General features: G+C 56.4%; 6 protein-coding genes. 5 read left to right on the top strand and 1 reads right to left on the bottom strand.

Annotated elements, in window-relative coordinates:
- Window positions 1-26: 26 nt before the first annotated feature.
- Window positions 27-512, bottom strand: coding sequence for a hypothetical protein (locus V3H56_RS20120; protein WP_144419403.1), 486 nt, complete (start codon window positions 510-512; stop codon window positions 27-29).
- A 188-nt stretch (window positions 513-700) separates the two neighbouring features.
- On the opposite strand from V3H56_RS20120, the gene V3H56_RS20115 reads away from it, so the two are divergent.
- From V3H56_RS20115 to V3H56_RS20095, 5 genes are all read left to right on the top strand, one after another.
- Window positions 701-2518 carry a hypothetical protein gene (locus V3H56_RS20115; RefSeq protein WP_338473797.1) on the top strand — a complete coding sequence of 606 codons (1818 nt, stop codon included), beginning with the start codon at window positions 701-703 and terminating at the stop codon, window positions 2516-2518.
- Window positions 2519-2576: 58 nt separating this feature from the next.
- Window positions 2577-5000, top strand: coding sequence for a hypothetical protein (locus V3H56_RS20110; RefSeq protein ID WP_144419402.1), 2424 nt, complete (start codon window positions 2577-2579; stop codon window positions 4998-5000).
- A 15-nt stretch (window positions 5001-5015) separates the two neighbouring features.
- Window positions 5016-7532, top strand: coding sequence for a hypothetical protein (locus V3H56_RS20105; RefSeq protein ID WP_338473796.1), 2517 nt, complete (start codon window positions 5016-5018; stop codon window positions 7530-7532).
- Window positions 7522-10329, top strand: coding sequence for a hypothetical protein (locus V3H56_RS20100; RefSeq protein WP_338473795.1), 2808 nt, complete (start codon window positions 7522-7524; stop codon window positions 10327-10329). The genes V3H56_RS20105 and V3H56_RS20100 overlap by 11 nt, the downstream gene beginning before the upstream one ends.
- Window positions 10330-10470: 141 nt before the next feature.
- On the top strand, window positions 10471-15291 hold the full coding sequence (locus V3H56_RS20095; protein ID WP_338473794.1) for an RHS repeat-associated core domain-containing protein: 4821 nt from the start codon (window positions 10471-10473) through the stop codon (window positions 15289-15291).
- Window positions 15292-15403: the final 112 nt, after the last annotated feature.

Below are 15403 nucleotides of genomic sequence, written 5' to 3'. Positions count from 1 at the left end.
AATACGGTCTCTTTTAGAGTTATTTTTTACTTTCCTTCTTCAACGCGTACGCAAGTCAGCCTACCGTTGATGGGGCCGCCATCGCGCCTTCTTACTTTCAGTACACCGGGCGCGATGAGTGTGTTATCAGGGACTCCGTACATTGCCGAGAGGTTTAAATAATCGTCTGTAGTGGTGGGGTTCTTGAGGGTACGAACCTCTATTTCCCAGCTTTTATCTTTTTGGCAGTATCCATGTACGGAATTGTCAAAGAAGGTTATATGCAGCGCAGAAGGTACGTTGACAAAACGAACCGTATACGCCTGGTCATTTGTACAACCATAGTCTTTGACATGATGGTCTCCAGGAGTAGTTGGGATACTGCATTCGCGAACACCATCATTCTCTCGAACTTTTACCACCCCGGAACTTTCAACAGTAGAATCGCTAGTGCCAGGATCATTTGCCAACGCGGAGCCGGAGATAAGAAGACTAATGAAAAGAGCTGGAAAACCTCGTCTAAAAGTATTCATTTCTATAAATCCTTTTCCTGGCTGCCAAGGTTTATGAAGTGAAGCGTCCATAAAACGCTAACAGAAAATCCACCGCCGCAAACCTAACACTTCTGATAGTTCCAAACCCCCTCGTTCGGGCGTACACCTATGGAGAAAGAAACCGAAAAACAGTGACCCAGCCCCTCCAAGCATAAGGACGCTGAAGCATGACGATCCGGACGCAAGCCGACTCCAATCCAATGCCGACCATCCCCACGTTGGGGCCGGACAATGCTCTCGACCTGGACAGTCTTGGGGGACAGGATCTGGAAACGTTCGTCAAGTACGACACGATCGCCGACGCCGACATAATCGTCATCAGCTGGTTCGGCTGTGGCGAGCACGGTGAAATCATCGACAAATTCAACGATGAGACCGAGGTGCGTGACGATGCCCTCACACCCGACGGCATGCCGGTGATGATCGAGTACAGCGTCCTGAACGCGCTGCGCAACGGCAGTGTGTTTTATTCGTATCGCGTGAAAAAGCCGGGAGGGGCCCCGGGGGACGAGTCGTTGCGTCGGTTCTTTTTCATCGGCCGTCGCCCCAGGGCGGTCATCGCACTGCCAGTGGTCCAGATCAAGGATTCCCATGACCTGCACCTGGATCTGAACGCGGTGGATTCGATCATCACGCCTTGGGTGGTGCCGTACCAGGCAATGGCGGTGGGCGATACGGTCACCTTGCACTGCCGCAGGTTCTACCCCGACGGCAGCGAATACACGCCAGCGTTGGCCTACCCGAAAGTGATCCAGGAAGGCGAGGCGGGTAAACCCCTGGGCCTGTTTCTCAACCGTTCCGATCTGCTGCGGGTCGAAGACGGTTCCATTGAGCTGCACTACGGCATCCAGTACGTCGGTACGGCCCAGGCAACCACGTTCTCTGCCCGGCAAACCTTGCAACTTAGCGCTCCGAACACGGCGCTGCTGCCGGCCTTGACCATCGAAGGGCATGACGGCAGTACGATCAATCCGCTGCTGTTTCCCGATGGTTTGCCGTTGCGCATCGAGGGATATCCCGGCATGAGCATCGGCGATGAACTGCTCTGCCATGCCACTTCGTCAGCCACCGGTGTGATGCCACTGGTGCTGCGGGCCAGTGTCGATGCGTCGACCCTGGACAAGGGTTTTTTCGAGTTTCTGCTGGACCCTAAATGGCTCGGCGCCAGCCAAGGCGCGGGAATCGACCTGCGCTATGAATACGCCTGGATCGGCACCGCACTTTCTGCCACACCGTACCAGGCCAACGTGCGTACGCCGTTGGACTTGCCGATGGTCATCGTCAAGAACGCCCGACCCGACCCGGACGACCCGGTACCGGGCGAAGGCGTGCTGGATGTCCTGAGCCTGAGCGCGTCCGGTGTGACCATCGATATAGACCCGCTCGCCAATTACGGCCCGGACGACGAAGTCAAAGTGCATTGGGACGGTTACGGTACCGGCGGCAAGTATGTTGCCCTGGCACCCGTGACCTCGGGTGGGCGAACTTACAATATTCCGCCGGAATATATTCCCGCCAACCTGGGCAAGGCGGTGCGGGTTTATTACACCGTTCTGCAGGACGGAGATCCGGGACCTGTCCCTTCGCAAGTGTTCACTGTTCGCATATTGCCGATCGATAAAGGCCGTTATCCAACCATCCAATCGGCGCAAGCCCAGCAGACCAACGGCACGATTCATATCAGCCGGATTCCCGCCGGGGGTGAATTGTTCACCTTGCCGGGTTGGCCATATATGCGCCAAGGCCAGATCGTCAACGCAGTCATTGAGGGCAAGGACAGCAATGATGAGCCGCTGACCGTTTCCATCTTTACAAACCATTCGGTCACCGGCCCGGAAGCCACGGGCCGGTCCATTTCGACGACGCTCGCGGCCTCTGCTTTCCAGCCTTTGAAACTTGGAAGTGTGCGTGTGCAAGTCACCCTCACCTATGAACAAGGGGCGGAAACCGTATACGAGCCCGCCACGTTCGTATTGGCGACTTGATGATTCAGGTCCGTTCGATGAGTCACTCACTTCGCCCCCTGGGAAGAGCATAGGCATCATGTCCGCGCCTCGGAAAACACTTGCACAGTACCTGCAATGGGCCGCACTCAAACCCCGTACGAGTGAGTGGAGCGCATTGATTGCCTATGACCGGAACAAGTGCAACCAACTGTTGTTGCAGGAGTACATCGAAAAACATCACCAACAATCGGTGATGCCCCCTATCAATGAAGCCTACAGGAGCTCGGAAACCACCTGGCATTGGCTACTCGATTATGTCACCGATGCCCCGCGTCTGAGCTTCGAGAACGATCCTGCTTCGAATGTGGCCGAGGTCAACCTGAGCATAGCCATTGTGGGCGGGAAGAAAGTCACCCTGGACGACAGCGCTGGCTACGCCCGGATCACGAATATCAGTGCCTTCGACCCCTTGGATTATCCATGCCTGGAGGCCGAGCGAGTGTTGCTCAAGGACGTCCAGGGCAGCGTCAACCAGGCTGGAAAAGTGTTGTTGGACTTGGGCGATCCCGATTCCCAGCGCCACGACTGGCGCGTGACAGGGGAGCGAACGGAGGATGAACGGCGCATGGCCGGCGCCTTCTTCAAACGCAAGTTCCAGGAAGCCGACCTAGCCCGACGAACCTTTACCCTGGGGATGCTGGCCCCCACCAACCAAGCCTTCATGAAACCGCAGAAATTCAGGCTGCGCACGGTGATGCAAGAGGGCGCCGCTTCCCGTGGCGCGGCGAATTTCGGCGACGGCGCCCTGGAGATGCGCATTGCCATGGATGATGAGCCCGCAGGTGGCTCACCGGGACAGGACTGGGTTTATCCGTTGCCCTCCGACCGGTCTGATCTCGATACGTTGACGATATTGGGCAGCCATTTTTTCATGCATGGCGTGATCGGCAAGGGCACGGCCCGGGCCTTCAACGTTCCGCAAGCCCGGTTCGACAGCAGGACGGATGCGAAAGGCTTCGTCGAATGGCTGGGGGTAAGGCCGGTAAGTGGTGGATATCTGGAGGTCCCGCCGTTGGAGGTCACCGCCAACGGTAAGACCCTGACGTTCCTCGATTACAGAGTACCGATCTACATCAACCAGGATCACCGCCTCACGATGAGCCTGTACCGGGGTGCGGACGGTTCGCCACGCCTGGAAGTGGGCATGGGCGCGCAAAATTCGAAAAGCTCGATCGTATGCAAGATGAATGGCATTCGTTATCGCTGTTCACTGGGTTTCGGCATGAGTTCCATCTACCGCTTTACTCTCGATCCTACCTCGCGCCGGCTGGATGTGAACCTGAACTCGTTTAACGCCTATGTAGATTTTATTCCTAACCTGCTGTTGCCCCCGAGTGTCGCCAGCTATGTGCGCAGCATTGAGTTCGCCAATAGCCTGGGTAATCTCGTTGCGCTCAAGGCGCTGCAAATATTTAACGGCCTTGACGAGATCGACCTGTTCACGTTGAACACGCTTTATTTCAATGCCGAGGATGCCGTACAGCTCAAGACCGCCAACCTGACCGGTGAAATGATCCTGTTGGGTTCGATCAGTCCTCGTGCATCCGCGTTTACGATCGATCCTGTGCAGGCCCTCTTGAGCCACGGCCAGCCCCAACTGTTCAAGACCTTACCCTCGACACCTGGGGTCACTTGGACGGTCGAGGATCTTGACGGCAACACCTGCGGTGTCGGGCAAATGAATGCGCAGACCGGCGCCTACATCGCTCCTTCGCTGGCGGATATCCAAGGCACCTACAAACGGATCAAGGTCATCGCGACCGCTCCTGGCCAAGGCAGTGAGCGGCACATCAGCAGGGCGTTGATCACCGTAGTGGCCCGGGCGATTACCCTCAATCCATTGATCGATACCTGCAATGCCGCTCCCGACACCCGGGAGCTGTCGGCCCACAGCGCTGGCGGCACCTTGAGGTGGCGTGTCGAGGGTGATGGCCGCATCAATGAAACGGCCAATGCCGAAGGGAAAAATACCTACCACGCCCCGCCGGTACGAGCGCCAGGTGTCCCCACGTTCACCGTGGATGAAGTGGTCGTTGAAAACATCACGACCGGCCAACGACAACGTTCCTTGATCGTTGTGAATCATCACCGGCAAGCGATGGCGTTGAATGTCGACCTTAGTGGTGTATTGCCCAACCAAGCCCAGTTGACGGCCCTGGTGGGCGGGCAGCCGCCACCGGCGCCCTTGACATGGAGATGTATGCCCCCCGAGGCCGGGTCCATTGATTCCACCACCGGCCTGTTTACCGCCAACGAGCAGGGCGCAGGCCAGTTCGTTCTGATCACGGTGCTCATGGAACTTGGCGGCATCGAGTTCGATGGGTTCACCATCCTTCCGTTGCCGCTTGCGCCGTTTCCGCCCAAGCCTGCCCCGGAAGCCCTACACGCCAGTACAGGGGCAGTTGCCTGTGCACAGGGTGTCCGGACACCTATGTCCAGTCGAGCCGTTTCATTTAATTAAAAGAGGATGAAAACCATGGCCGGGATCCGAAAAACACTTGATGAGTACCTGGAATGGGCCAAATTAAAACCTCGTACCAGTGAGTGGAGTGCGCTGGTGGCGTACGACCGGGGCAAGTGCAACCAGTTGCTGTTGCAGGAATACATCGAGAAGCATGACAAGCATTCTATCATGCCCCCCATCAATGAAGCGTATGGGTCATCGGAAACCACTTGGAGCTGGCTGATTGACTATGTCACCGATGCACCGCGCTTGAGTTTCGAGAACAACCCCGACACAACGTCGGCCGAAGTCAACATGAGCATGGCGGTAGTCGGCGGCAAGAACGTATCGCTGGACGATTTGGCAGGCTTTGCCCAGGTCAACCGGATCAGCTCTTTCGACCCGTTGGACTATCCGAAACTGGAGGCCAACCGGGTACCGCTCAAAGACATCCAGGGCACGGTGAACAAGGACGGCGAGGTCGTGCTGGACTTGGGCCTGCCCGAGTCCCAACTCTATATCTGGGAGGTGAAGGGCGATCGGATCGAGCATCAGCGGCGGATGGCCGGGGCTTTCTTCAAGCGCAAGTTCAAGGAGGCCGACCCGCAGAAACGGACTTTTTCCCTGGGGAAATTGGCACACACCACCCAGGAGTTCATGAAACCTCAGTCATTCAAGCTGCGCACCATCATGGAACAAGGGGCGGCGACGCGGGGGGCGGCGAATTTCGGCAACGGTGCCGTCGAAGTGCGTATCGCCATGGACGACGAACCGCAGGGTGGTTTCCCTGGAGAGGATTGGGCTTATCCCTTGCCCATTGACCGATCTGACCTCAATACATTGGTGATATTTGGCAGTCGTTTTTTCATGCACGGCATTATTGGTAAGGGGACGGCGCGAGCATTCGAGGCGCCCACGGCTGAGTTCGTGGGAGATACCAATGGCCAGGGTTTCACGCTCAGGATCAAGGCTAAGGAAGGGACTGAAGGTTATTTAAAAGTTCCGGAGTTTCAAGTCATAGTTGGTAGCCGATATTTGACTTTTTTTGGTTACACGATACCCATCTATATAGATGCCGATAGTTTGCTGACCATGACGCTTTATCATACTGCCGGTGGCGAGCCTTATTTTGAAGTGGGTATGGGAAGCGAGCATAGGCTGCGTCAGATGAATTTTTATCTGAATGGTGCAAAGTCATTCAATATGGGGCTCGGCTTCAGTGCTAAGTACAATTTTGCGATAGATCCGAGCTCGCGCCGACTTGAAGTGAAATTGAGAGAGTATCAGACCTATTTACAAGTGGATGATACGGAGCTCGGGGAGTTTCCCGCAGATGTAAGGGACTTCATGAAGTCTGACCAGTTCAAGTTTCGTGTGGGCGAAAATGTCGCTAACGCAGCGATGACGCTATTCAATGGGCTGGAAGACATCGACGTTTTTGTCTTGCATACACTTTTTTTCAACTCCGAAGATGCCGTACAACTCAAGACGCTCGATCTGACCGGGGAAATGGTCATGTTCGGGGCGATCAACCCCCGCTTGACCACGTTCTCCATCGACCCTGTGGAAGTCATGCTGGGCTACGGTGGAACCCGTCAGTTCAGGACCGAACCCCAGATTTCAGGGGTCACTTGGCGTGTAGAGGATCTGGACGGCAATGCCACGGGGGCCGGGCGAATTGACGCCAACGGCCTCTATACCGCGCCGCCATTGGCGGACATCCACGGGACCTATAAACGGGTCAAGATCATTGCCACCGGGCCCGGTAGCGGCAGCGACCGCCATATCAGCAGGGCGCTGGTCACGGTGGTGGCAAGGGCTATCACCCTCAATCCCCTGATCGAGATCTGCAATGCTTCCTCAGGCGCGCAACCCGAAACCCGTAAATTCTCCGCCCATAGCATGAGCGGTGCGCTGAAGTGGCGTGTCAATGGCGACGGAGACATCGACGAAAGGGCTGATGAAAATGGGGAAAATACTTACCGCGCCCCACCGAAGCAGGATACCGGCTCCCCGTCTTTTACGGTGGATGAAATCGTCGTGGAGAACGTCGCTACCGCTCAACAGCAGACGTCCCTGGTAGTGCTCAAGCATCGCTTGCCCATGATAGTGATCGATTTCGATTTGCAAGGGTTACCCCCCAACCAAACGAAGTTGATTCCAACATTCAACGCTCAGAATCCAGACCCGCAGTATTTGACGTGGTCCTGCCTACCCGCTGGTGCTGGGTCGATCGATCCTGCAACCATGATATTCACCGCCAGTGAAACGACCAACAGCCAGTTTGTCTTGATTACCGTGCTGCTCGACTTGATGGGCATGACGTTCGACGGGTTCATCATACTGCCTTTACCTCTCGCCTCCCTTCCGCCAAAACCAGCCCAACCGGAAATCCCGCAAACTTCCGCTTTCGATGAACTGAGCAGCTTGCTCGGGGAGGTCTACGACAAGTTCGAAGCTACCAACCTGGACACTGACGTCCGCAAAAAGGCCAAAGGATATCTGGATAACATCGCTGCACTCGCCGAGGACGCTCAAAATGGCCAGTAATTCCCTTGCCGACATTGTTGAAAAAATGAAAGAAGGCTCGATCACGCGTGGTTGGGGGGCGGTATGTGTCTTCAATCGCGAGAAACTCAACCGGATACTCCAGCAACAATGGCTGGAGAAATACGACGGCACCGGCTATCTACCTGTGTTTTCCGGCACGATGGACCTGAACGCCACCGGTACCGAATATGGTGTGATGACCAATGTCCTGCTGGGCAAGCCTTTGCTGTCGTTCGAGCCCGCACGCCTGGATACCTCCAAGGCAAAGCTGACGTTGAGTATTCTGGGCGGCAATTTCAGCGTTCATGAAAAAAACCGTGGTTTGTTGTATGAGTTCGACATCACCGAAGCCCACGGTTATACGCTGACGGTGGAGCTGGACCTGTCCCTGGTGGTGGGCGTGGTCGATCGCCTGGGCCGGGTGACGCTGGATTTGTCCAAGGGCACGAAGTTTTCCTGCAACCTCGCCGGGCCGGCGGCCAGCCGGGAGAAGCTCGGAGAGTACTTCGACCAGCGCTTCAAGGCATTGCCGCCCGAACGGCAGGTGTATGTCCTGGGCATCCTTGATCTGAAGGGCGGCAGCGACCTGACCCCGACCAACTTCATCGTGCTGACCCAGCGAGCCCCTGGTGCCGAAGTGGCAGGCGCGAAAAATGCGGCCGACGGCGCCGTGGTGGTCATGGTCAAGCTTCGGGGCAGCGAGCATGGCGGGGAGATTCCCTCCCCGGAACGCTTTCCTTACCTGATACCCGATGACGGTGACTATTCGGCCACCATCGTGTTGGCCCAGGAGTATGTCAGTCGATCCGATAACGAGAAGCTGGAACTGATCCACAGCCTGTTGTTCCCTGGGGAAAAAAACGTATTCGTGGAGCATACCCGCCGTGAGCCCAAAGACCTGGTGATATTCGGCAGCCTGGACCCCTCCAGGACATCGCTGACCATAGAGCCTGGCGTGCATGTAGTGAAAGCCGGCGGCGGGCCTGTCGAATACAAGGCTTACCTCGATGGGGTCGCGACGGATGTCGAGTGGAGCGTCAGCAGCCTCAACTCGAATACGTCGGCCGGTATGATCGACCCGGTGACCGGCGTTTACCGACCCGTCTCCGCCGCCAACCTGGGCAGGGAGCTGGTGCGCAACATCGTTAAGGCCACCTATGTCGATCCTCAGACGCGGTTGATTCATGAAGTCCAGGCCTTGTTACTGGTAACGACCCAGTCGATGAAGATTTCCCCGGCAGTCGTGTCGCGTATCGAGGGGCAGACGACGAATACCGTGACCTTCGTCGCGACGGCCCTGAGCGGCACGACGCTGACCTGGCGGCAGCCCACTTATGGAACACTGTCTGCACAAGGCAGCAGTGCCGTCTATACCCCCCCTTCCGCTGCTCAGTTGCTGCAGTTGCCCGAGTTCACCGTCGTCGACACCATCGCTGTCGAAGATGGCCTGGGCGAGTCGGTCGAGGCCTCGGTGGTGTTGACCCGGGGGGCGCCAACGCTGGAAATAGAACCGCGATTTGCCAGTGATGTGCGTCGCTCTGGAACCATAACATTCACCGAGAAGTCAGGTGCTCCCGAAGCGGTGGAGCGTATCTGGCAGGTGATCGGCGAGGGAACGATCAGCAACGCTGGGGTCTATACCGCTCCAGCGACCGCCGTTCGGCCCTATGCCATTGTCCGGTGCGAAATCTTCGGCGCGGGGATGCTTCTGTATGCTGGCTACAGCATCGTAAAACTGGCCACCCACAATGAAGAGCCTGGCTGGACGGGCCTTTCGAAGTTCAGCCTGGAGGCATTGCGCTCCCTGCGATTGTTCGCCAACGGTTATCAGCAACTGCCCCTGGAAGCCGTGATTGAAACCAATGGCGCCAGGTTGACCCAGGAAGAAATGGACTCGCTGAAGATGGTCTATGTCTCCTCGAACCAATACGTCCCCGAGGTGCCGGCGTTGCAAGACGGTATAGAGAAGGACGATATTCCGGTCACCCATAGACTGTGGGCGCAGACGAGGATCGCCAATCGTTATAAACCTTACGCTGGGCCACCTGCAGCACAAACGCAACCTGGCGGGACGACGGCAATAACGGATCGAGTGAACTTGTTCTTGGTAGGGCATTCCGGACAGACGACCCATTTTTATGCGGTTTTTAATGATTCGTTGGGAAACCCCTGGCGTTCGGACCGTGACCCGGGGCATACCGATGGGATTATCACCCTTGAACCCATGCCCTCGCCCACTCCCAACATCGATGACTATGCATTGATACGTAAGCGTGTGGACGGGGGCGGCGGCAGTGATTCGGACGGTGATTATGATTTCGACTGGTACTTGAAGACGATCGATTACTGGGCGTTGACGTATCGTCGCTCGGGTCAGGTCGGTGTGGATTTCATGACGGCTGAAGTGCGAGGGCTGCAGTCGATCGTGCAATGGGAGAGTCCCGCCCCCAATGAAACCATGTTCAGTTACACCGGCTATGGCTTCAATGATCCGGCCAAGCCTAACGATGCCAATGTCATGCGTTATGACCCGCTGTTGGTCGAGCACCTGGGCTTACCACTCAAAACCGAGATGGAACCGGGTGAGGCGCTGGACGAAGGCAAGTTCCGGATCGGTTTGTTTCGCTGCGAACATGCCGACGGTGTTCGACAGGACCAACGGGTGAAACTATACCCATTACGGTCTCAGAAACTGAAGGTTTACCTGACCGATGATGAAGGTAACCATCACAAACTTGCCATTGGTTTCAAATCGTCAGACCGCAATCGATTGTATGTCGACCATCTTGATGGTTAGAGCGACAACGGGCCCGAGTATTCGCGGGCCCTTCTCGTGAAGTTGGAAGTTCAAGCGAAGTTCGCTGCATTCAAGTAAGCACTGAATGAGCGTGCCTTCGCTCGCCTATCACTGCTTATTGAGCTGTTTGTGAGGTTAACGATGACTGCGTCTACTGCTGTGCACTCCAATGCCTTCAACTTTTTGAGTTTTGTCCAGACGGGCGTCGATCCGCGAACCGGTTTTTATACCGTGTCATTATCGTTGCCAGAATTACTAAGTAATTACCTGCGCGGGCCATTGGTGCCTCTGACACTCAACTACAACCCGTTGAATACCAATGACAGTGGATTTGGCACCGGTTGGAATCTTGCGCTAAGCCAGTACACCCCAAGTACCCAGATCGTCTCGGTGTACTCGGGACAGACATTCAAGGTGACCGGCCCGTACGAAGGCGTGGCCAATCGTAAGCGCATGAAAGAACAGAAGATCGAGGATTTTCAGTTTTTTCAATTGCCGGATGACCAGTTCAAGATCGTCCATAAGTCCGGGCTGGTGGAAATACTGGAGCTCAAGGGGGCCAGCCCCCAGGTGGCGATGCCGGTGAAAATGTACTCCGAGCAGGGGCATGAGATCACCCTGGACTACGTGACTGTCGCTGGCGCGCCGATGCTGCGCACTATTCGCGACGACACCGGCCTGCTGCTTGAAATTACCCGCAACCTCATCACCAATGCCGTCCACATCGGCTACAAGCCCGTCAATGGCACGGCGCTGGCCGAGGTGGTCCTGAACATGAAGGATGGTCGCGTCGACCGGATTACCTTGCCGACGACCGAGAATGCCGGTTGGCGCTTCGAATACCGCCCGGAGAAAGGTCTGGATTGCATCAGCGCAGTCTGGACACCCTTGGGCGCCCACGAAACTGTCCAGTACAACGATGATGGGCACGGCCTTCCCGGTAGCGGTAATGAACAGCGTAAGTTGCCCAGGGTGACCGACCATGTCACCGACCCTGGCGGCGGCCAGGGGCCCATCACGGTGAAATACACCTACAGTGCCAATGGCCATAATTTTCTGGGTTTCAACAGTGGCATCGGGTGGAGCGAGGATGGTCTGGATAACCTGTATAAGATGCTCGACGCCTACGAGTACGAGTCTACCGAAGCATTGATGGTCGGAACCGATACGGTTCGCAGCGTGACCCGTAAGTTCAACCGCTTCCACTTGCTGGTCTCGGAGACCACCTTGCAGGGCACGCATCAACAGACCCAAAAGACCCGTTACTACGCCGATGAAGACGATAAGTTGGCGTTCGATGCACAACCGCGTCAGTGCCAGTTGCCCAAAGAGGTGATGACTCGCTGGGAGTTGACCGATGATGCGCGTAAGTGGCGAGAAGATGTCGAGCGCAGTGAGTATGACATCCACGGCAACCAGACCCTGAGCGTGCAACCCAGTGGCGTCACCGAGGCGACCACCTACTATCCGGCTGGCGGAATTCCCGGCAAGTGTCCGGAGGATCCCTACGGCTTCGTCAAACATATCGAGCACACAACGGTCAGCCCGGCGACGGATCCGGAACTAGTGCCCGACCTGCAAGCTGGTGCGCCGACCCTTCGGACTCGCTACAGCTATGTCGAATTGCCGGCGCTGGATGACGTTTATATCCGCGTACCGTCGGTGGTCGTATCCGAGGAAAGCCAGCAGCAAGTCGTTGGTCAGACCGAAGTGTTGTTGGAGACCACCCGCCATGAGTATTTCAACACTCCGGTCGATCCATTGATCCATGGGCTTGAGCGACTCAAAACCGTCAGCTTGGTGGGGGAGGGCCGCGACTACGTTTCAACGACCGGTTACGAATACCGGATCAGGACGGACGAGGAAAAAGCGAAAAGTAACAAGGCAACCAACGGCAACGACATTCTTCTCGGTGAAACCGTGTTCGAGACGACCGAGACATTCACCGGCCATGACAATCTGGTCAAGGTCGTCAGCGCCGAGCGCTCGCTGCTCAATGGTGAGCCCTTGCTGACCCGGGACAAGGACATCAGGATCCGCATGACCTATGACGCCCTGGTACGGGTGCTGACGGAAACGGTCGCGCCCGATGATCCGGACTACGCGGCCACGCGTAGTTACAGCTACACGCTTATCCGCCCGGCGGATAAAGACCAGGCACCGGTTACCGGGCAGGCTTTCCAGGAGGTCGAGAGCGTCAAGGGTCTCAAGACTCGCACCTGGTTCGATGGGTTGAACAGGGCGGTCAGGGAAGAACAGCAGGACGCGGACTTCTCGGGCGGCGCATTTCGAGACATTTACCGCTCGACCTACAACGCATTGGGTCAATTGATCGAAGAGCAGGAAATCGACTGGCTGGAGCTCACTCCCCTTGCGTTGAAAACCACTTACGCATTCGATGATTGGGGCGAGCAATCCAGCAGTACCGACCCGGCAGGCGTAACCCAATACACCGTGCAGGATCCGATTGCCTTTACCACCACGGAGTGGACGCACGGCCAGGGCCAGACCGTCACGACCACCAATCGCCTGGAAAAGCCGGTCAAGGTCGAGCGTTTCGACCTTGCCGGAAACTCCCTCGGTATTCACGGCTATCTGTATGACGGCCTGGGCCGTACGGCTCAGGAAGAAAACGCGGCGGGCTACAAGACGTCCTACAGCTACGACGTTTTCGATCGCATGCTTGAAACCACGTTGCCGACCCAGGACAAGGTCGTACGTGAATACGCTGGCCATAGCCGCAACGATCTGCCCACCCTGATCAAGGTCGGCAATACGGAGCTGGGCACGCAGGCGTTCGACAGCCTGGAGCGGATCAGCCAGTCGATAACCGGAGGGCGGATCACCCGGCATGAGTACGACACCACGTATAGCAAAGCCAATCGCGTCATTCAGCCCAGTGGTGATGTGATCCACTACGCGTACGCTTATGAGCTGACGGATGAGCCGCTGACCCGGAACGCCGTCGCGGGGGAAGAAACCATCGGCCGCCTGAAACAAGTGCCCGCGCCGATCAAAGCGACTTATGGCTACGATCCGCGAGATGCGCGGCTCGTCAGCTCGTCGGAAATCGATATCGAGTTGGGACGAACTTACGACGATCAAGGCCAGATAAAAACCGAAACGCGTACTGTGACGGATGTCGCCGAGCCGTATGAAATGACCTATGTCCACAGCCGGCTCGGAAGACTGATTCGTTATCACGATGTCACAGGGCAGGTTCAGTCGTTCGAGTACGACCGCACCAATGGCAGGTTGACCCATACCCAACTCGCCGAGCCGGGCGCCAACAGCTATATCCGCAGCGACTTTACCTATAACGATCAGGGTCTGATGGCGCGTATCGCCACGGTGGACGCAGCCAACACCAGCGCGACCATCGAGCTTGAGTATGATGCACAGGGGCGTGAAACATTGCGCACTTTCCACCTTAACGGCAGCCGGTCCTGGTTGAAGCAATGCTGGAATAGTCTGGATCAGATCGAACAGCGTGAGTTGAGCGAAGGCGCGAGCGTGGGCGAAACCGTGCTTCGTAACGAGACCTATCGATACGAACTGCGCGGACGTCTTGAGGAATACCGTTGCGAAGGCCCGCAAGTGCCGGCGGATCCTTTCGGCAACCCGATGTCCCGGCAACTATTTTTCTTCGATGCCTTGGATAATCACGAAGAAGTTCGCACGACCTTCAAGAAAGGCCAGGCCAGCGAAAGCAACACCGCGCGTTTCTTCTACGAAAACCTGGACCCGGTTCAACTGACACGCGTCACCAACAGTCATGCCGATTACCCGGATATCGAGTTGGAATACGATGCCAACGGCAACCTGATCAAGGACGAAGAAGGGCGGACCTTGGTCTATGATCTGCTGTCCCGTTTGGTCGAAGTGAGCGGTTCCGGCTCGGATGACACCAGAACCTACGGGTATGACGGCGGCGATCAATTGTCGGTCAGCGCCAATGATACTGATCGCGAGCAGCAGTTTTACCGCGATGGCAAACCGGTCAATTCCGTTGGCGCCGCGCAGAGCAGGACCTATGTGTCGGTCGAAGGCGTGCCCCTCGCGGAGCGGCAGGAGGGTGCGCTCCCAAAGTCGTTGCTGCTGGCCAGTGATCAAAGCGGGAGCGTGCTCCGGGAAGTAGACGAGGGCGAGGTCAGCGCAATTGCCTACAGCGCTTATGGTGATCGCGATGGTGCACAGCCGGTGGGTGGGCGCATGGGCTTCAACGGTGAGGTCAGGGATGAGACCGGGTGGTATTTGTTGGGCAGTGGCTACAGGGCTTTCAATCCGTGTTTGCTGAGGTTTCATAGCCCGGACAGCTGGAGCCCGTTTGGAGAGGGAGGGCTGAATGCCTATGCTTATTGCTTGGGGGATCCGGTTAATTTCGTGGATCCGACGGGGCATTTTGGTGTTTGGACGTGGGTAAAGAAAATATTTGGCTTCAAACCTAAATCTCCGGCTGCTAGCCAGGCTTCGGCTTTTAACGTGGCGGATCCTGCTTATCAAGGCCGGTTTGTGCAGCCTGGAACAAATACTTCAACTAACCCTTTATATGATGGTTCGTCATATTCCGTGGGCAAACCTCCTCCCCGCTTGGAGACAGAGATCCCAGCAGCAGGCGCCAATCCTCCGCCAGGTAGGGCTGATTTGGGGGCTACCAGGCCAGTTGAAGGTACGGCAGTGAAACAAAAAGATCCATTGCGCCGGCCTAGAACGCCAGCTGAGATACAGGCAAAGCAAAAAGCAAGGCAGTTGCGAAATCTGAAAAAATATCCCAAAGCTTATAAAAAGGCTCTACTGCTAAGTGAACCGGGCAATGAGGTCGGGACAACTGCGCACGGTTCTAAGATAATAACGACCGATCTTATAGTGAATTACGATTCCGAATTTGGCCTTAATGTTCGCCAAACGGTTGCGCGTGTTGTATGGAGGGATAGGGGGGGTAGGTTTCGCGATATGGACTGAGTGAGTTTAATTGAGAGGTGGGTACTTGAACTGGAAGGCATTAGGTAAGTTGTTGCCTCCCAGTTTCGATGTCTAATTCAGCATGAGTTCGACACCCCAGTCTTGCTGAGCC

It is taken from the genome of Pseudomonas sp. MS646, from assembly GCF_036693845.1.
Lineage (GTDB): Bacteria > Pseudomonadota > Gammaproteobacteria > Pseudomonadales > Pseudomonadaceae > Aquipseudomonas > Aquipseudomonas chlororaphis_E.
This window is presented reverse-complemented; position numbering and strand designations above follow the sequence as displayed.